The sequence below is a fragment of the Aeromonas sp. Marseille-Q5825 genome, from assembly GCF_946892685.1.
In the GTDB taxonomy this organism is placed as follows: domain Bacteria; phylum Pseudomonadota; class Gammaproteobacteria; order Enterobacterales; family Aeromonadaceae; genus Aeromonas; species Aeromonas rivipollensis.
Map to the genome: position 1 here is coordinate 439,915 of NZ_CAMPOU010000001.1, position 17,475 is coordinate 457,389.

Consider the following 17,475-nt stretch of genomic DNA (forward strand, 5'->3'; position numbering starts at 1 on the left):
GTCCCTTGTCGTCAGGGAGGCTGTGCCCGCTCACGAGGGCGGCCACCGCCGTCCCCTCGCCGCCGGGGAAGCCTGGCCCTGGTTGACCCGGGTGGAGGGGGCAAGCACACAGGACTTCTTTGAGTTGGCTTAAATCTGATAGGGTGGCATGTCCGCTGATGGGATATTCAAGGAGCACACAATGAAGAGCCGATCCTGGTTGATTGCCGCCATCCTGGCACTTGCATCTGGCCCCAGCCATGCCGACTGGGCGAAATTGAAGGAGGCGGCCTCCGAGCTTGGCACCGCGGTGAGCGACACCAGCAAGGAAGCCTGGCAGGGGATCACCGACTTCTCCAAGGCGACCTGGGAGTCTGTCTCCAGCTGGGGAGCCGATGCCTACAACAAGGCGGGTGCCTGGTCGGAAGAGAGCGCCGCCACCGGCAAGGAGTGGTTGACGGCCGCCGACAAGAAGCTCGACACCATGCTCGAACCCAAGACCCCCGCTGAGGCCAGAACCGCCCTGGATACCATGGCCGATACCGCCCTGGTGCGGCTGTTCAATGAGCAACCCTCCGCCAAGCTGCTGTTTGACCAGGCCTACGGCTATGCGGTGTTCGACTCGCGCAAGTTCTCCCTGATGGTGCACACCAACCAGGGATCCGGGGTTGCCATCAATCGCAAGACGGGTAAACACACCTATATGAAGATGTTTGGCGCCGGGCTGGCCGCCGGCATGGGGGGCAAGTTCTACCAGCAGGTGGTGCTGTTTGAAGACAAAGCCAGGTTCGATGCCTTCGTCAACAAGGGCTGGGAGGCCACCTCCGAAGTGGGGGCCGTGGCCGGCAAGGAGAGCGCCGAGCTGACAGCCAAGTACAATGGCGGCATGGCCATCTACCAGATAGGGGAGAAGGGACTGCTGCTCGATGCCAATATCTCGGGTTCCAAATACTGGCTGGATGACGATCTGAACAAGTGACGGTGGTCGCTGGCAGCGATCCGGTATTTTTCTTTTATCATGTTGAAATACTGCCTGTTTAAATGACCTGACTTGCAGTAAAAAGGGGGCCTTCGGCCCTCTTTTTCATGGGCGAAAGCAAGACACAGTCGTTAAACAAGGAGAGTGGTATGACCCAGGCATCTGAATCTGCCGTGGACTGGCGCCGGGAGTGGGAGCGGCAGAGCATCTATCTGCGGCTGCAGGAGGGCAGCCCCATGGTCCTCTGGGTCAATGGCGATGAGGTCGAGCCCCTGACGGAAGGGGCGGCAAAGGGGGTCGCCTTCGGCTGGGGACGGGCGGACGAGGGGACAATGGCGCTGGCGCTCGCCATCGTCGCCAGGCTGGTGGAGGTGGGTCTGGTGGCTCCTGCGCAGGCCACCGAGAAGGCGCACTTCCTGCACGACGAGGTGCTGGTCAAGCTGCCAGCGGACGAGCACCGAGATCTGCATCTCGGTTATCTGAAGCTGGTGCTGGGGTGACATGAGCCGGGGCCAGAGCGCCCGCTTGTGGCTGCCCCTTGGCGCCGGCGGCCTGCCCCCTCTTCCCGGTTGGCACTCTAATTGCTTAAGGCTTGCCAGTGTCAATGATTTGTCTGGGAAGGGAAGATGGAAATAAGCGCAAGCAGCCTGATGCAAGAGATGCAGGCACTCAAGGTAGAAGCCGGTGCCACGCCGCTGACCCAGCCCGGTCGTCCGGTCAACTCGGATTTCGGTCAGATGCTGCAGCAGGCCCTCGACAACGTCAACGAATTGCAGGGCAGCGCCAATGATCTGCGCACCCGGTTCGATATGGGCGACAAGTCGGTGGACCTGTCCGAGGTGATGATCGCCGGGCAGAAATCCTCCATCGCCTTCGAGGCGACGGTGCAGGTGCGTAACAAGATGGTCGATGCCTACAAGACCATCATGAACATGCCGGTATAAGCGATCTCAATCAATCACGGCGACTGAACATCGTGAAGATGTCGGCAATAAGAGATCTCAATAAATTTTGACGACAGATCATCATGAAGATGTCAGCAATGATGAGCATGTCAGCAATAAGGACCTGAAGAGTGGCTAACGATCCAAACGGCGATCTGCTGATGAACAACGAGGGGGCTGCCGCCCTCGATGAGCACGAGCAGAAGAGCTCGGCCCTGGGCTTTTTGTCCAACACCGATGTGTTGCGGCAGATCACCCTGATCCTGGGGTTGACCATCTGCCTGGCCATCGCCGTCTTCATCCTGCTGTGGGGCAAGGAGCCGGAGATGCGTCCCCTCGGCACCTTCAACACCCAGGAGCTGGTTTCCACCCTGGATTACCTGGATCAGCAGAAGATCCCCTATCAGGTCGATGGTAAGAGCGTGCTGGTCAGCGCCGAGAATTATGCGGACATCCGGCTGCGCCTGACCCGCGCCGGCCTCGCCAGCAGCAGCGAGGCCAGCAACGATGGGGAAGCCATACTGCTCAAGGACTCCAGCTTCGGGGTCAGCCAGCGCATGGAGAGCGAGCGTCTGAAACTGAGCCGCGAGCGCCAGCTGGCGAGCGCCATCGAGCAGTTCCAGAACGTCGCCAAGGCCCAGGTGCTGCTGGCCATTCCCAAGGACAACGTGTTCGCCCGCAACGAACGCAAGCCGAGCGCCACAGTGGTGCTGAGCCTGAAAGGGGCTGCGCTGGGTCAGGGAGAGGTGGACTCCATCGTCGACATGGTCGCCTCCGCCGTGCACGGCCTGGAGCCGACCCGCGTCACTGTGACCGATCAGAACGGTCGCCTGCTCAACTCCGGCTCCCAAGACCCGCTCTCTGCCCAGACTCGCAAGGAGTTTGCGATGCAGCAGAAGCAGGAGCTCGAATACAAACAAAAAATTGACGCCATCCTGATCCCCGTCCTTGGGGCTGACAACTATACGGCGGAGGTGGATCTCTCCCTCGACTTCTCCCAGCAGGAGCAGACCCGCAAGACCTACAATCCGGACCTGCCGGCTGTGCGCTCCGAGATGACGGTGGAAGAGAACAGCGCCAATGGCAACAATGGCGGCGTGCCAGGCGCGCTCACCAATCAGCCGCCCGCCGCATCCAGCATTCCCGAGCAGGCCGCCGGCGCGGAAGGGGGAACCGGTTCTTCCGGCCGCTCCCGCAAGGAGGCGACCCGCAACTTCGAACTGGACACCACGGTCAGCCACATCCGGCGCCAGCAGGGCGGCATCCGCCGCATGACGGTGTCGGTGGCGGTGGATTACAAGGCCACTCCCGGCGCCGACGGTGCCGTCACCCGGGAAGCCCGCAGCCAGGCCGAGCTCGATACCTTGCGCCGTCTGCTCAGCGGCGGCCTCGGCTTTGACGTGACCCGGGGAGACACCCTGGAGGTGGTCGCCATTCCGTTCAACCGCCCCGAGCTGGAAGCCGTGGCCGATATGCCCATCTACGAGCAGCCCTGGTTCTGGCGCGCGGTGCGCATCGCCGCCTCGGTGCTGGTCATCATAGTGCTCATCGTCACAGTGGTGCGGCCCATGCTCAAGCGCCTGCTCTACCCGGATGCCAAGCCGGAAGGGGAGCTGGACTTCGACAACCACACAGTGCTGGGTGGGGACGACGAGCTGAGCCTGCTGGCGGCCCAGGCCGAGGCCGAGCCGGTGTTCGGCCTGCGGGATGGCCAGCTCAAGCTGCCTGACTTGCACCGTGACGAGGACCTGCTCAAGGCCGTGCGTGCCTTGGTAGCGAATGAACCAGACCTGGCCGCTCAGGTCATCAAAGAATGGGTAACGAACCGAGATGCCTGAAGAGAAGAAAAACCAAGTCACCGGTAACGAGATTACCGACAACCAGCGCCAGATCCTCGACCAGATGGCCGGGATGGAGATGGCGGCGGTCTTGATGCTGAGCCTCAACGAGGAGGATGCCGCCCAGATCTTCCGTCATCTCGAGCCCAAGCAGGTGCAGCGGCTCGGCATGTCCATGGCCTCCATGTCGGATTTCAGTCACGACCGGGTGGCGGCGGTGCATCGTCAATTTATCGACGACATCCAGAAATACACCAACATCGGCATCGGCAGTGAAGACTTCGTGCGCAAGGCCCTGGTGGCGGCGCTCGGGGAGGACAAGGCCAGCAACCTGGTGGATCAGATCATCCTGGGGTCCGGCGCCCGCGGCCTCGACTCCCTCAAGTGGATGGATGCCCGCCAGGTGGCCAGCATCATCCAGAATGAGCACCCGCAGATCCAGACCATAGTCCTCTCCTATCTGGAGCCGGAGCAGTCCGCCGAGATACTGAGCCAGTTCCCGGAGCAGGTGCGCCTGGATCTGGTGATGCGTATCGCCAACCTCGAAGAGGTGCAACCGGCGGCGCTGCAAGAGCTCAACGACATCATGGAGAAGCAGTTCGCCGGCGCGGCCGGGGCTCAGGCGGCCAAGATGGGGGGCCTCAAGGCCGCCGCCAACATAATGAACTACCTGGACACCAACATCGAAGGCCAGCTGATGGACTCCATCCGCGAGTCGGACGAGGAGATGAGCCAGCAGATCCAGGACTTGATGTTCGTGTTCGAGAACCTCATCGACGTGGACGATCGGGGCATCCAGACCTTGCTGCGGGAAGTGCCGGGGGATCTGCTGCAACGGGCCCTCAAGGGCTCGGACGACCAGATGCGCGAGAAGGTCTTCAAGAACATGTCCAAGCGGGCCGCCGAGATGCTGGCGGACGATCTCGAAGCCATGGGGCCGATCCGGGTCTCAGAGGTGGAAGCCGCCCAGAAGGAGATCCTCTCCACCGCACGCCGTCTGGCGGACGCGGGCGAGATCATGCTGGGGGCTGGCGGTGGCGAAGAGTTCCTCTAAGCCATGGGCAATGGAATGTGCGATGATGTCGCCCCCTTCGTCCGGCACCCTAGGAGTGTCTTTCGCACATGAATAACAAGAACAGCAAGCTGCGGGGCTATGTCAGGCCCGAGGCGGACGAGACCCGGGTGGAAGCCTGGGGCTGGCCCGAGATGGAGGTCGAATCCGAGATCCAGAGCAATGCCCTGGGGCTCGGCCCTGACTGGTATCGCCAGGAGCAGGCGGACGAGATGCCGCCACAAGAGCAGCCGGAGGAGCCGACCCCCAGCATCACGGCCGAAGAGGTGGAAGCAATCCGCCAGGCCGCTTGGGAAGAGGGACTGGCCGAGGGGCGAGAGGCCGGCTTTGCCAAGGGGCTGGAGGAGGGCAAGTTGGAAGGCTTGCAGCAGGGTCATCAGGCGGGTCTGGAGCAGGGCCGCGAAGAGGGGCTTGCCCTGGGCCGCGACCAGGTGGAGCAGGAGATTGCCCACTGGCAGGGGCTAGTCTCCCGCCTCGCCAATCCCCTGAGCGAGCAGGACAGCGCCGTGGAGCAGCAGCTCATCGCCCTGGTCCAGCAGCTCGCCCGCGCCCTCATCCGCCACGAGGCCGAGACCTCCCCAAAACTGTTGCTCGAGGCCCTCAAGCAGGGTCTTGCCCTGCTGCCCGCTGCCGAGCAGGGGGTCACCCTGATGCTGCACCCGGATGACGTGGCCAGGGTCGAGCAGGCCTTCGGCACCGAGGAGTGTGCCCGGCGTCACTGGCGGCTGCAAAGCGATCCCACCCTATCCCCGGGGGATCTGCAGCTGGCTACCGAACTTTCCAGCATCGATCTGACCCTCTCGGGGCGCATCGATCAACTGCTTCGCAACTTCCTTCGTGACAATGCCGACTGACACCCTGTTCCGCTCTGGCACAGGGAAGCCAGGCTGCTGCGCACTGTCTCCCGGCCTGGTGACAATGGCGGCAGGCTCCTTGTCTCTGCCTCTTTCCCCTTTCTCACTGGAGGCGCGATGACAGCATCCCTGCTCAGTCGACTGCAAGGCTACCGGGTCCGCGATCTCGCCCCCATACCGCCGGTGGCGGGCAAACTCACCCGAGTGGTGGGGCTGACCCTGGAAGCCATCGGCTGCCGCGCCGCCATTGGGGCCCTCTGCCGCATCGACACCCAGGATGGCATGCTGGAGGCCGAAGTGGTGGGCTTCTCCGGCGATCGGCTGTTTCTGATGCCGAGCGAGCAGCTCAAGGGGATCATTCCCGGCGCCCGTGTGGTGCCCATCACCGAGGATCACGGCATCCCGGTGGGCATGAATCTGCTCGGCCGTGTCATAGACGGCATAGGCCAGCCCCTGGACGGGCTGGGCCCCATCATCTCCTCCCAGACGGTGCAGTTCGCCCAGCATCGCATCAACCCGCTGGCTCGTCGTCCCATCCATGAGCCCATGGATGTAGGGGTGCGCGCCATCAACGCCGTGCTCACCGTGGGGCGGGGCCAGCGCATGGGGCTGTTCGCCGGCTCCGGGGTCGGCAAGTCGGTGCTGCTCGGCATGATGACCCGCGGCTCTGTGGCTGATGTGGTAGTGGTGGGCCTCATCGGCGAGCGGGGCCGGGAGGTGAAGGAGTTCATCGAGGAGATCCTCGGTGCCGAGGGGCGCGAGCGCGCCGTGGTGGTGGCGGCACCGGCCGATGCCTCGCCGCTGATGCGCCTCAAGGGGTGCGAGACCGCGCTCGCCATCGCCGAGTATTTCCGCGAGCAGGGGCTCAATGTGCTGCTGCTGATGGACTCCCTCACCCGCTACGCCCAGGCCCAGCGCGAGATCGCCCTGGCGGTGGGTGAGCCGCCGGCCACCAAGGGTTATCCACCCTCGGTGTTTGCCAAATTGCCGGCACTGGTGGAGCGGGCCGGCAACGGCAGCGACGGCCAGGGCTCCATCACGGCCTTTTTCACCGTGCTGACGGAGGGGGACGATCTGCAGGATCCCATCGCCGACGCGGCGCGGGCCATCCTGGATGGTCACATAGTGCTGGCGCGGGAGCTGGCGGATGCGGGTCACTACCCTGCCATCGACATCGAAAAATCCATCAGCCGGGTCATGCCCATGGTGACCTCCCCGGAGCACATGGAGCTGGCGCGCGCCTTCAAGCAGTTCTATTCCCTCTATCAGCAGAACCGGGATCTCATCACCATAGGCGCCTACAGCCAGGGATCGGATCCGCGCATCGACAGGGCCATCATCCAGAAACCCTATCTGGATCAGTTCTTGCAGCAGAAAATGCGCGAGGTGGTTCCCTATGACGAGGGCCTGCAATCCCTGCACATGGTGGCCATGCCGCTGATGCGTTAACCGGTGGAGTGTCGTGATGAGTAAAGGATTGACGTTGCTGGCGGGCCGACTGCTGGAGGCCGAACAGCAGGCCGCCATGGCGCTGGCCAAGGCTCAGCAGGATCTCAAGCTGTTCATGGATCAGCAGAATGCACTTAACCAGTACCGCCAGATCTATCACCAGCAGTGGACGGATCGCGGCCTGCAGGGGATCACGCCCCAGCAGAACAGCCAGTATCACGCCTTCATCAACAAGCTGGAAAATGCGGCGACCCAGCAGTATGAAGGGGTGTTGCAGGTGCGCGAGGCGCTGGCCCAATGTCGTACCCAGTGGCTCGAAGCCCAGCAGCGGCGCAAGGCCGTCGAGCTGCTGCTCGAGAAGCAGGCGGGACGAGCCCAGCTGAAGGCCCAGCGTCAGGAGCAGAAGATGCTGGACGATTACGCCATACTGCGACGCTATCACCATTCTGGCCTGTAACTTGCTTTCTATTGCCAACACAGGCTAAGACGCCGCCTCCGCCCCCCGGATGTGCGGTCATCACCGGATTGTCGTCAGGGATCCCAGCATGATAGAGACCAAGTTGAACCTAGCGCCCAGCCAGGCAATCCCTGCCGAAGGCGCCCTGTCGCCCTCGCTCCTCGCCGGGGGGGAAGGAAAGGATCTGTCGCTGGCGGACGGCAAGGCCGCATTTGCCGATGCCATGGCCAGGGCTCAGCTGCTGGGCCAGGAGCCATTGGCCAGTCAAGGGGGTGACGAGGCCCAGGCTGCGGCCACTTTGGATGCCAAATCTTTGGCGTCTGCCGAGGCAACTGGCGATCAGGAGCTGCCCACCAAGACGCCATCTGAGGAGACCGAGCTTCCCCCCGAGGATTTTCTGCAGCAGCTGCAGGCCTCCCTCAGGCAGGATGTCAGCCTGGTGGTGCCCCCAGCCTTGCCCCCCCAGGAGGTGACGGCGACCGTCGACGGCAATGACTTGCCGCCCGAGTCGCATCCTGTGTCACAGGCTGCGAGGCCTGTGACGGCGGGGGCTGCACCTGCCTCGCCGGTGGTCGCCGATGGGCAGGGCGCAGAGGCGCTCCCCCTTGACGATGAAGAGGGCGGGCTCGCCGCTGGCAAGGCCCCCGTTGCCGCAGGCAAGGGCCAGCCCTCGGAGCCGCAAGAGAGCGAGCAGGCCACTGCCGAAGACAAGCCAGCGGCGCCCAAGGCCGGTCAGCCGGCAGCTGCGGTTGCGACTGAACCCTTGTCTGGCGAGGCGCGGGCGGCCCTGCTTGCCAAGGTGGTGGCCGGTGAGGCCGCCCCTGCGCCGGCGAGCCAGGGGCCTGTGGCGGGCACGAAGCCGTCCGAGCCAGTTTTCCATGATGAACAGATCAGCGCGGCCTCTGCGACCACAGCCAGGGCCTTCGACGCTGGCGTGGTCAGGGTGGAGCCCCAGGGTGGGGCTCAGGTCACACCAGAACCTGGCTCTGCCGGTGGCGAGGGCGACAAGGCGAGCCCGGCAGGCGACGCCCGGGAGGCCAAGCCAAGCGCGGCCCCTACCCCCAAAGCCGAGACGACGGCCAGTGGCACCACTCCCCAGCCCGCCCCATTCAGCCCGGATCCCGTGCTGACCGCGCCTCAGCAGACGCTGGCGCGTCACGAGTCCCAGGGGCCGCAAGCCTCGCTGACGGCGCTCTCGGCCGGCATCCAGCAGATGGAGGCCGAACCCGCGGTGGCCGTCGGAGCCGCCGCGGAACTCAAGCCGGCGGCGCAGAAATCCAAGCTCGATGAGCTGGGCAAGCAGCTCGGGGTCGAGGCCAAGGGCACAGAGCCGAGCGAGGGAAGCCAGCCGCTACAGCATGCCCAGAGCAGCGATGGCAAACCGGCTGCCGAGGTGAGTGCGCGGCGGGAGCCCCAGAGCCTGCCGCATCTCAAGCTGGCCACCCCGGAGGCGCCGGCCCAGTTGCACCAGAAGGTGAACCTGATGCTGGCGGACAAGCTGCAGCAGGCGGAGATCCAGCTAGACCCCCTGGGCCTTGGCAAGATGAAGATCCAAATCCAGATGGATGCCTCCAGCCAGGCCAACGTCCACTTCGTGGTGCAGCATGGCCAGACCCGGGAGATGCTGGAGCAGGCCATGCCCAGGCTGCGGGACATGCTGGCGGGGCAGGGGATCCAGCTCGGTCAGACAGTGGTGCAACAACAGGCACAGCAGCAGGGGCAACAGCAGCAGGGACAGCCGCCATCGCAGGGCCAGTCTGGCTTCGGCGGTCAGGGTCAGCAAGGGGGAGGCTTTGCCGGTGGCGACCAGTCGGAGGGGGAGGGCAGGGCCCGCACCCTGAGTCTGCTGGTGGAATCGACAAACGATGCCGGAATTGATTTCTATGCTTGATGCCTGCCCGAGTAAGTTTATGATACCGAACAAGTTTGAGACTAGGGTGGACAAGGGATGGCAGACGATAACGAACTGACGCTGAAGGACCCGGCGGCGGCCAAGAAAAAGAAGCTGATCATGATAGTCGCCCTGGTCGTCATCCTCCTGGGTGGCGGCGGGGCCGGTGCCTGGTTCATGTTTGCCGGTTCGGACGAACCGGCGGTCGACACGGCCGAGACCAAGCCCGAAGCCAGTGCGCCCCAGCCCTCCCTCTATGTGGGCATGCCGCGCCCCTTCGTGTTCAATGTGGCGGGCGGGCAGCGGGATCGGCTGGTGCAGATCAAGATCCAGCTGATGGTGCGCGGGGCCGCTGACGAGACCCTGGCCAAACAGAATATTCCCCTGATCGAAGGGACCCTGCTGCGGGTCTTCAGCGCGGCCACCGCCGAGCAGCTGATGACCTTCGAGGGCAAGGAGAAGCTGCGTCAGGATTCATTGGAAGAGTGTCGCCGGGTCCTGAAGGATCTGGTCTCTTCCCCCGTAATAGAACAAGTGCTGTTTACCGGCTTTGTCATGCAATGAAAGGTGAAGCGTGAGCGATCTGTTAAGTCAGGACGAAATTGATGCCCTGCTGCACGGTGTCGATGATGTCGAAGAGGAAGAGCTAGGGGCGGCCGGGGATCCCGGTATCGCCCAGTTTGACTTCTCCTCCCAGGACCGCATCGTCCGTGGCCGCATGCCGACCCTGGAGCTGGTGAACGAGCGGTTCGCCCGTCACATGCGCATCAGCCTGTTCAACATGATGCGGCGCACCGCCGAGGTGTCGATCAACGGCGTGCAGATGCTCAAGTTCGGCGAATACGTGCACACCCTGTTCGTGCCGACCAGCCTGAACATGGTGCGCTTCCGCCCCCTCAAGGGGACGGCACTCATCACCATGGAGGCGCGTCTCGTCTTCATCCTGGTGGAGAACTTCTTCGGCGGCGACGGCCGCTACCACGCCAAGATCGAGGGGCGCGAGTTCACTCCCACCGAGCGGCGCATCATCCAGATGCTGCTCAAGCTGGTGTTCGAGGACTACAAGGATGCCTGGGCGCCCGTGATGGACGTCGGCTTCGAATACCTCGACTCGGAAGTGAACCCGGCCATGGCGAACATCGTCAGCCCCACCGAGGTGATAGTGGTGAGCTCCTTCCACATCGAGCTGGATGGCGGCGGCGGCGACTTCCACGTGGCCATGCCCTACTCCATGCTCGAACCCATCCGCGAGCTGCTGGATGCGGGGGTGCAGAGTGACAAGGGCGACACAGATGTGCGCTGGAGCAAGGCCCTGCGCGACGAGATCATGGACGTCAAGGTGGAGCTCAAGGCCAAGCTGCTGGAGACAGAGCTCTCCCTGCGCGAGCTGATGGAGCTGCAACCCGGCGACATCATACCGGTGGAGATGCCGGAGAACCTGCTGGTCTTCGTGGAGGACCTGCCCACCTTCCACGCCAAGATGGGGCGCACCAAGGAGAACGTGGCGCTCAAGATAGTGGACAAAATCAAGCGCCCTGACGGAGTCAAGACAGAGATGCATCTGGTGACCCGGGGGGGCGTGCGCATCGATGGCGAGGCCGAGCTGGAAGAGCTCGAACGCAGCATCGCCGATAAACAGCCCTAATAGACCCGTCGCCTGCGATCTGGGTCACGAAGCAGCATGAGGAATTGAAGATGAGCGGAACCGATGACGAGCAGGATCTGATGGCTGACGCCTGGGCTGCCGCGCTGGAAGAGCAGGTAACGGCCGAGGCCAAGCCCGCCCCCCTGGAGGAGCTGAGAGACGACGCCCCCATCAGTGCCGAGGAGCGGCGCAAGCTGGACACCATTCTGGATATTCCGGTGACCATCGCCATGGAAGTGGGACGCAGCCAGATCAGCATTCGCAACCTGCTGCAGCTGAATCAGGGCTCTGTCGTGGAGCTGGATCGGGTGGCGGGCGAGCCCCTGGACGTGCTGGTCAACGGCACCCTGATTGCCCACGGCGAGGTGGTGGTGGTGAACGACAAGTTCGGCATCCGTTTGACCGATGTCATCAGCCAGATAGAACGGATCAAGAAGCTCAAATGATCCGTGCCATCGCCCTGTTGTTGTTCGCCGTCCCCGCACTGGCCAACCCGGGGGCTGGCGTTACTCCCCCCAGCATCACCTCCTGGCTGCTCTCCAGCCTGATGGTGATCGGCCTCATCCTGGTGCTGGGCTTCCTGCTCAAGAAGAGCAAGCTCACCCAGGTGATGGGGGGCGGCCAGATGAAGGTCATCGCCACCCTGCCGCTCGGGTACAAGGAGAAGCTGATGGTGGTCAAGGTGGGCGAGCAACAGCTGCTCATCGGGGTGACGCCGCAGCAGGTCAACTTCCTCTATCGCCTGGAAGAGCCCCTGGACGAGCGCCAGCCCCAGGCCTTCTCCCAGCAGCTCGGCAAATTGATGGGCAAGCATGAAAAAAGTTAACTGGATCGGGTGCCTGGGCCTGCTGTCCGTGCTGCTGTCCGTGCTGCTGTCGCCCCTGGCGATGGCTCAGGACGGCATGTCGGCGCTGACCGTCAAGACCATGGCGGATGGCAGTCAGGAGTACAGCCTGACCCTGCAGGTGCTGGCGCTGATGACCGCGCTCTCCTTCCTGCCGGCCATTGTCATCATGATGACCTCCTTCACCCGGATCATAGTGGTGCTCGGGATCCTCAGACAGGCCATAGGCCTGCAGCAGAGCCCGTCCAACCAGGTGCTGATCGGCATCGCCCTCTTCATGTCCTTCTTCATCATGTCCCCTGTGCTGGATCGCATCAACGAGGAGGCGTTGCAGCCCTATCTGGCGGAGACCATAGGGCCCAAGGAGGCGCTGGAGAAGGCCGAGCTGCCCATCCACCAGTTCATGCTGGCCCAGACCCGGATCAAGGATCTCAACACCTTCATGGAGATAGCGAACGTGCAGGTGGCCGAGCCGGCGGATGTGCCGCTGCGGGTGCTGATCCCGGCCTTCGTCACCAGCGAGCTCAAAACCGCCTTCCAGATAGGCTTCATGCTGTTTCTGCCCTTCCTGGTCATAGATCTGGTGGTGGCGAGCATACTGATGGCCATGGGTATGATGATGCTTTCTCCCATGCTGGTCTCCCTGCCGTTCAAGCTGATGCTGTTCGTCATGGTGGACGGCTGGAACCTGATCCTGGGGTCGCTCGCGACCAGTTTCGGGCTGGGGGCGGGGTAAGCCGCTCAATGGAAAGGAGCCGATAAGATGAGTCCGGAAACCTTCGTCGACGTATTCCGTGAGGCGCTCTGGCTGGTGACCATCATGGTGTGTGCCGTGATCCTGCCGAGCCTGATGGTGGGGCTGGTCGTCGCCATCTTCCAGGCCGCCACCTCCATCAACGAACAGACCCTGAGCTTCCTGCCCCGTCTCGTGGTCACCCTGCTGGCCCTGGGGGCCGGCGCCCACTGGGGCCTGCAGAGCCTGATGGACTTCTTCCAGCTGATGGTGAGCCAGATCCCCGAGGTGGTCGGCTGATGCCCGTGTCGGCATTAGCGACCATCAGGCTGCCGATGACCACCAGTCCCACGGCTTCGGTAGCGGCGGCATGAGCTATACCACTGCGGTGATCATGGAGTGGCTGGCGTCCGTGCTCTGGCCCCTTGCCCGGGTGAGCAGCCTGCTGATGGTGATGGCGGTGTTCGGCAGCCGGCTGGCTCCTGCGAACGTTCGCATGGGGCTGGCGCTCGCCATCACCTTCATCATCGCCCCCCTGCTGCCCCCCATGCCCAAGGTGGAGCTGTTCTCCGTCGGCAGCTTCCTGGTGCTGGGGCAGCAGCTGCTCATCGGCATAGCGCTCGGCCTCATGACCCAGTTTCTGCTGGAAAGCTTCGTGATGGCGGGCCAGATCATCGCCATGCAGACCAGCCTGGGCTTCGCCACCCTGGTGGATCCCATGAACGGCCAGTCGGCCCCCGTGGTGGGTCAGTTCTATCTGATGCTGGCGACCCTGGTGTTCCTGGCGGTGGACGGCCACCTCCTGATGATCAGGATGGTGGTGCTGAGCTTCGAGACCCTGCCGGTCTCGGACAGCGGGCTCAGTCTGCCCGCCATCCGCAGCCTGGTAAGCTTCCTCGGGGTCATGTACCAGGCCTCCCTGGTGATGGCGCTGTCGGCCATCATAGCCCTGCTGCTCATCAACTTCGCGTTCGGGGTCATGACCCGGGCGGCCCCCCAGCTCAACATCTTCAGCATCGGCTTTGCGGTCAGCATGATGTCGGGCCTGTTTATCCTCTGGCTCACCATAGGCGGCTTCATGGGACACTTCGACTCCCTCTGGGAGCGGGTGCAGGAGACCAGCTGCGAGCTTATCCAGGTCCAGTGCCTGGGGGGGCAGAATGGTTGATACCGGGCTGAAAAGTACTGATTATCTCCCCGCCTGCTGCGCGTGGGGGTTAGCTCGCCATGGCGACTTGATGTGCCTGAGAGGCCAGCATGGCTGATACCGATCAGGAACGCACAGAACAACCCACGGGCAAACGACTGCAACAGGCCCGGGAAAAAGGGCAGATTGCACGTTCCAAGGAGCTGGGTACCGCCAGCGTCCTGCTGGCGACCGTGTTTGGCTTGTTGATGATCAAGGAGAGCCTGGCGGGCGCCATGGTCAAGGTGCTCACCATGGGCTTTACCCTGGACCGGGATCAGGCTTTCGATCCCAATGCCATGGGAGTCATGCTGCCCACCCTGCTGTGGGAGTTGCTGCAGCCCCTCGGCCTGCTGTTCCTGCTGGTGACCATAGCCGCCTTTGTGGGCAACACCCTGCTCGGCGGGATGAACTTCTCCTCCGAGGCCATGCTGCCCAAGTGGAGCAAGCTGAGCCCCTTGAGTGGGTTGAAGAGGATGTTCGGGGTGCAGTCCCTGGTGGAGCTCGTCAAGTCCATCGCCAAGGTGGTGTTCATCAGCCTGTTCGCCTGGTGGATGCTGTCGAGCCAGTTCAATCACCTGCTCAATCTCTCCCTCGAGGGCTTCCCCGGCGGCATCATAGATGCCCTGGATCTGCTGCTGTGGATGCTGATCATCCTCTGCTGCGCCCTGATCCCCATAGTCGCCATAGACGTGCCCTTCCAGACCTGGAACCACAATCGCCAGCTCAAGATGACCAAGCAGGAGATCAAGGACGAGTTCAGGGACAGCGAGGGCAAGCCCGAGGTAAAGGGCAAGATCCGCCAGTTGCAGATGCAGATGGCGATGCGCCGCATGATGGGGGATGTGCCCAAGGCGGACGTCATCATCACCAACCCGACCCACTACTCCGTGGCCCTGAAGTACGACGCGGGCAAGCCAGGCGCCGCCCCCAAGGTGCTGGCCAAGGGGGTGGACGAGGTGGCGATGAAGATCAGGGAGATAGCGCGGGAGTACGACATTCCGGTGATGTCCTCGCCGCCTCTGACCCGGGCCATCTACCACGCCACCGAGATTGGCCAGGAGATCCCCGAGGGGCTCTTTGCCGCCGTGGCCCAGGTGCTGGCCTATGTCTATCAGCTCAAGAAGTTCCGCCGTGGCCGTGGCCGCCGCCCGACCCCGGTCGCCAGGGATCTGCCCATTCCACCGGAATATCGCAAGTAGCCCGGTGTTTTGGGAGGCGTTGGCCGTCTCCGCCGCCAAGGTCTGTCCACTATGCCGCCGGACTATTGCAAGCAGTCTGTGCTCTGAGGCGTTGGCTGTCTCCGCCTATCCACCATGTTCCGCCGGAATATCCTAAGTACCCCCGCACTCCGCCCTGTTTGCCATCAAGCTACCCGAACGTGTCCTCCGACGGACTTCTGACAGCATCAAAATAAAATCCCAATAGATCAATGAGTTGAGTAATTGGCTTGATATTTGCTTTCATTCGGCATCGGCAGTTGTAAATCGAGAAGAACGATGGGATTCAAGGCTGGATTGAGCCGTTTCAAAGAGTACAGATGGTTGCTCAGCAAGGGGATAGGGACCCCGCTGCTGGTGCTCGCCTCTCTCGGCATGGTGGTACTCCCCATACCGCCCCTGATGCTGGATATCCTCTTCTCCTTCAACATCGCCCTCTCCATAGTGGTGCTGCTGGTGGCCGTCTATACCCGTCGGCCGCTGGAGTTTGCCGCCTTCCCCACAGTCCTGCTGATAGCGACCCTGCTGCGGCTCGCCCTCAACGTCGCCTCTACCCGGGTGGTGCTGCTGGAAGGCCACAACGGCAGCGCGGCGGCGGGCCATGTGATCGAGGCCTTCGGCAACGTGGTGATCGGCGGCAATTATGCGGTGGGCATCATCGTCTTCATGATCCTGGTGATCATCAACTTCGTGGTGGTCACCAAGGGTGCGGGCCGGATCTCGGAGGTGAGCGCCCGCTTCACCCTGGATGCCATGCCCGGCAAGCAGATGGCCATAGATGCGGACCTGAACGCCGGTCTCATCAACCAGGAAGAGGCCAAGAAGCGCCGTCAGGACGTGACCCAGGAAGCCGACTTTTACGGCTCCATGGACGGTGCCTCCAAATTCGTGAAGGGGGATGCCGTCGCCGGCATCATGATCCTCTTCATCAACATCATCGGCGGCTTCATCATCGGCATGATGCAGCACCAGCTCAGCTTCGGTGAAGCGGCCGAGATCTACACCCTGCTCGCCATAGGTGACGGTCTGGTGGCCCAGATACCCTCACTGCTGCTCTCCATCGCCGCCGCCATCATAGTCACCCGTCAAAATACCGATCAGGACATGGGCACGGCCGTGCTCGGCCAGCTGTTCGAGAACCCCAAGGCGCTGGTGATCTCCGCCGGCATACTACTGATGATGGGCAGTGTGCCCGGCATGCCGCACCTGGCCTTCCTGAGTCTGGGAGCCGTGGCGGCGGTCGGGGCCTGGTGGCTGCTGCGCCGGGAGAAACTGAACAAGGCCAGGGTGGCGAGCGGTGAACTCTTGCCGGCCCAGGGCGATGCCCCGGTGGAGCAGAAGGACCTGAGCTGGGACGACGTCATGCCGGTGGACATCATCGGTCTGGAGGTGGGCTATCAGCTCATCCCGCTGGTGGACAAGAACCAGGGTGGCGAGCTGCTCAACCGTATCAAGGGGGTGCGCAAGAAGCTCTCCCAGGAGTTCGGCTTCCTGGTGCCTGCGGTGCATATCCGCGACAACCTGGATCTCGCCCCCAATCAGTATCGCATCACCCTGATGGGGGTGAGCACCGGCGAGGCCACCGTCTATCACGACAAGGAGATGGCCATCAACCCGGGTCAGGTGTTCGGCCAGATCCAGGGCATAGCGACCCAGGATCCCGCGTTCGGACTGGAAGCTGTCTGGGTCGCCAAGGAGCAGGTCTCCCAGGCCCAGACCCTCGGCTATACAGTGGTGGACGCGGCCACCGTCGTGGCCACCCACCTGAGCCAGATCCTCTCCAACCATGCCGCCCTGCTGCTGGGTCACGACGAGGTGCAGCAACTGCTGGACATGATAGGGAAGCATCAGAGCAAGCTGGTGGAAGGGCTGGTTCCCGAGGTGATCAGCATGGGCAACCTGGTCAAGGTATTGCAAAATCTCCTCAATGAAGGCGTGCCAATTCGCGATATGCGCACTATCCTGCAGACCCTCGTGGAATATGCGCCACGCAGCCCGGACCCGGAAGTGCTGACCGCCGCCTGCCGTATCGCCCTGCGCAGGTTGATAGTGCAGGAGATTGCCGGCCCCGAGCCCGAGCTGCCGGTGATCACCCTTTCACCAGAACTGGAACGCATATTGCATCAATCCCTGCAAGCAGGTGGGGGAGATGGCGCCGGTATAGAACCGGGACTGGCGGAGCGGATGCAGCGCTCCCTGGTGGAAGCCACTCAACGACAAGAACTGGAAGGCCAGCCGGCCGTGCTTCTGACATCGGGGATATTGCGCAATACCCTGGCGAAATTTGTCAAGAATGCCATTCCTGGATTACGCGTCCTGTCTTATCAGGAAGTGCCTGATGACAAGCAGATCCGCATCGTCAGTGCGGTGGGACAGGGCTAGTT

General features: G+C 62.9%; 18 protein-coding genes. All 18 read left to right on the top strand.

Annotated elements, in window-relative coordinates:
• Window positions 1-181: 181 nt before the first annotated feature.
• Window positions 182-958, top strand: a complete 777-nt coding sequence (locus OC537_RS02085) for a hypothetical protein (RefSeq protein WP_106887482.1) — start codon at window positions 182-184, stop codon at window positions 956-958.
• A 149-nt stretch (window positions 959-1,107) separates the two neighbouring features.
• Window positions 1,108-1,458 (top strand): hypothetical protein, encoded by a 351-nt coding sequence (locus OC537_RS02090; protein WP_262108918.1) that lies wholly within the window; start codon window positions 1,108-1,110, stop codon window positions 1,456-1,458.
• A 126-nt stretch (window positions 1,459-1,584) separates the two neighbouring features.
• Window positions 1,585-1,902: a flagellar hook-basal body complex protein FliE gene (gene fliE / locus OC537_RS02095; RefSeq protein ID WP_106887480.1), complete on the top strand. Its 318-nt coding sequence runs from the start codon at window positions 1,585-1,587 to the stop codon at window positions 1,900-1,902.
• A gap of 131 nt (window positions 1,903-2,033) precedes the next feature.
• The gene (gene fliF / locus OC537_RS02100; RefSeq protein ID WP_162520110.1) at window positions 2,034-3,740 is read left to right on the top strand and encodes a flagellar basal-body MS-ring/collar protein FliF; all 1,707 of its coding nucleotides are present in this window, start codon (window positions 2,034-2,036) and stop codon (window positions 3,738-3,740) included.
• The gene (fliG, locus tag OC537_RS02105; protein ID WP_025326240.1) at window positions 3,733-4,794 is read left to right on the top strand and encodes a flagellar motor switch protein FliG; all 1,062 of its coding nucleotides are present in this window, start codon (window positions 3,733-3,735) and stop codon (window positions 4,792-4,794) included. The genes fliF and fliG overlap by 8 nt, the downstream gene beginning before the upstream one ends.
• A gap of 68 nt (window positions 4,795-4,862) precedes the next feature.
• Window positions 4,863-5,666, top strand: coding sequence for a flagellar assembly protein FliH (gene fliH / locus OC537_RS02110; RefSeq protein ID WP_168235549.1), 804 nt, complete (start codon window positions 4,863-4,865; stop codon window positions 5,664-5,666).
• A gap of 117 nt (window positions 5,667-5,783) precedes the next feature.
• On the top strand, window positions 5,784-7,115 hold the full coding sequence (gene fliI, locus OC537_RS02115) for a flagellar protein export ATPase FliI (protein ID WP_025326242.1): 1,332 nt from the start codon (window positions 5,784-5,786) through the stop codon (window positions 7,113-7,115).
• Window positions 7,116-7,131: 16 nt separating this feature from the next.
• On the top strand, window positions 7,132-7,572 hold the full coding sequence (gene fliJ / locus OC537_RS02120) for a flagellar export protein FliJ (RefSeq protein ID WP_106887478.1): 441 nt from the start codon (window positions 7,132-7,134) through the stop codon (window positions 7,570-7,572).
• A gap of 88 nt (window positions 7,573-7,660) precedes the next feature.
• Entirely contained in the window at window positions 7,661-9,463 is a 1,803-nt protein-coding gene (locus tag OC537_RS02125; RefSeq protein ID WP_262108931.1) for a flagellar hook-length control protein FliK, read from the top strand.
• Between the two features lie 57 nt (window positions 9,464-9,520).
• On the top strand, window positions 9,521-10,027 hold the full coding sequence (fliL, locus tag OC537_RS02130; protein ID WP_163148318.1) for a flagellar basal body-associated protein FliL: 507 nt from the start codon (window positions 9,521-9,523) through the stop codon (window positions 10,025-10,027).
• Between the two features lie 10 nt (window positions 10,028-10,037).
• Entirely contained in the window at window positions 10,038-11,108 is a 1,071-nt protein-coding gene (gene fliM, locus OC537_RS02135; RefSeq protein ID WP_106887475.1) for a flagellar motor switch protein FliM, read from the top strand.
• A gap of 50 nt (window positions 11,109-11,158) precedes the next feature.
• The gene (fliN, locus tag OC537_RS02140) at window positions 11,159-11,554 is read left to right on the top strand and encodes a flagellar motor switch protein FliN (RefSeq protein ID WP_042650085.1); all 396 of its coding nucleotides are present in this window, start codon (window positions 11,159-11,161) and stop codon (window positions 11,552-11,554) included.
• A complete protein-coding gene (gene fliO, locus OC537_RS02145) occupies window positions 11,551-11,934 on the top strand; it encodes a flagellar biosynthetic protein FliO (RefSeq protein WP_106887474.1) in 384 nt (127 codons plus the stop codon). Before fliN ends, fliO begins: the two co-directional genes overlap by 4 nt.
• Window positions 11,921-12,688, top strand: a complete 768-nt coding sequence (fliP, locus tag OC537_RS02150; RefSeq protein WP_262108942.1) for a flagellar type III secretion system pore protein FliP — start codon at window positions 11,921-11,923, stop codon at window positions 12,686-12,688. Before fliO ends, fliP begins: the two co-directional genes overlap by 14 nt.
• A 27-nt stretch (window positions 12,689-12,715) precedes the next feature.
• Window positions 12,716-12,985 carry a flagellar biosynthesis protein FliQ gene (gene fliQ, locus OC537_RS02155; RefSeq protein WP_010673927.1) on the top strand — a complete coding sequence of 90 codons (270 nt, stop codon included), beginning with the start codon at window positions 12,716-12,718 and terminating at the stop codon, window positions 12,983-12,985.
• Between the two features lie 70 nt (window positions 12,986-13,055).
• The gene (fliR, locus tag OC537_RS02160) at window positions 13,056-13,853 is read left to right on the top strand and encodes a flagellar biosynthetic protein FliR (RefSeq protein ID WP_106887472.1); all 798 of its coding nucleotides are present in this window, start codon (window positions 13,056-13,058) and stop codon (window positions 13,851-13,853) included.
• Window positions 13,854-13,942: 89 nt separating this feature from the next.
• On the top strand, window positions 13,943-15,073 hold the full coding sequence (gene flhB, locus OC537_RS02165) for a flagellar biosynthesis protein FlhB (RefSeq protein WP_106887471.1): 1,131 nt from the start codon (window positions 13,943-13,945) through the stop codon (window positions 15,071-15,073).
• A 297-nt stretch (window positions 15,074-15,370) separates the two neighbouring features.
• Window positions 15,371-17,473, top strand: coding sequence for a flagellar biosynthesis protein FlhA (gene flhA / locus OC537_RS02170; protein WP_262108946.1), 2,103 nt, complete (start codon window positions 15,371-15,373; stop codon window positions 17,471-17,473).
• The last annotated feature ends 2 nt before the right edge of the window (window positions 17,474-17,475 follow it).

Bases quoted from the DNA above. Each gene is read 5' to 3' on its own strand.
- flhA (WP_262108946.1), top strand. From the start codon at position 15,371: ATGGGATTCAAGGCTGGATTGAGCCGTTTCAAAGAGTACAGATGGTTG.
- fliO (WP_106887474.1), top strand. From the start codon at position 11,551: ATGATCCGTGCCATCGCCCTGTTGTTGTTCGCCGTCCCCGCACTGGCC.
- fliE (WP_106887480.1), top strand. From the start codon at position 1,585: ATGGAAATAAGCGCAAGCAGCCTGATGCAAGAGATGCAGGCACTCAAG.
- fliG (WP_025326240.1), top strand. From the start codon at position 3,733: ATGCCTGAAGAGAAGAAAAACCAAGTCACCGGTAACGAGATTACCGAC.
- fliH (WP_168235549.1), top strand. From the start codon at position 4,863: ATGAATAACAAGAACAGCAAGCTGCGGGGCTATGTCAGGCCCGAGGCG.
- fliL (WP_163148318.1), top strand. From the start codon at position 9,521: ATGGCAGACGATAACGAACTGACGCTGAAGGACCCGGCGGCGGCCAAG.
- fliP (WP_262108942.1), top strand. From the start codon at position 11,921: ATGAAAAAAGTTAACTGGATCGGGTGCCTGGGCCTGCTGTCCGTGCTG.
- fliQ (WP_010673927.1), top strand. From the start codon at position 12,716: ATGAGTCCGGAAACCTTCGTCGACGTATTCCGTGAGGCGCTCTGGCTG.
- OC537_RS02090 (WP_262108918.1), top strand. From the start codon at position 1,108: ATGACCCAGGCATCTGAATCTGCCGTGGACTGGCGCCGGGAGTGGGAG.
- fliJ (WP_106887478.1), top strand. From the start codon at position 7,132: ATGAGTAAAGGATTGACGTTGCTGGCGGGCCGACTGCTGGAGGCCGAA.
- fliR (WP_106887472.1), top strand. From the start codon at position 13,056: ATGAGCTATACCACTGCGGTGATCATGGAGTGGCTGGCGTCCGTGCTC.
- fliI (WP_025326242.1), top strand. From the start codon at position 5,784: ATGACAGCATCCCTGCTCAGTCGACTGCAAGGCTACCGGGTCCGCGAT.
- flhB (WP_106887471.1), top strand. From the start codon at position 13,943: ATGGCTGATACCGATCAGGAACGCACAGAACAACCCACGGGCAAACGA.
- OC537_RS02085 (WP_106887482.1), top strand. From the start codon at position 182: ATGAAGAGCCGATCCTGGTTGATTGCCGCCATCCTGGCACTTGCATCT.
- fliN (WP_042650085.1), top strand. From the start codon at position 11,159: ATGAGCGGAACCGATGACGAGCAGGATCTGATGGCTGACGCCTGGGCT.
- OC537_RS02125 (WP_262108931.1), top strand. From the start codon at position 7,661: ATGATAGAGACCAAGTTGAACCTAGCGCCCAGCCAGGCAATCCCTGCC.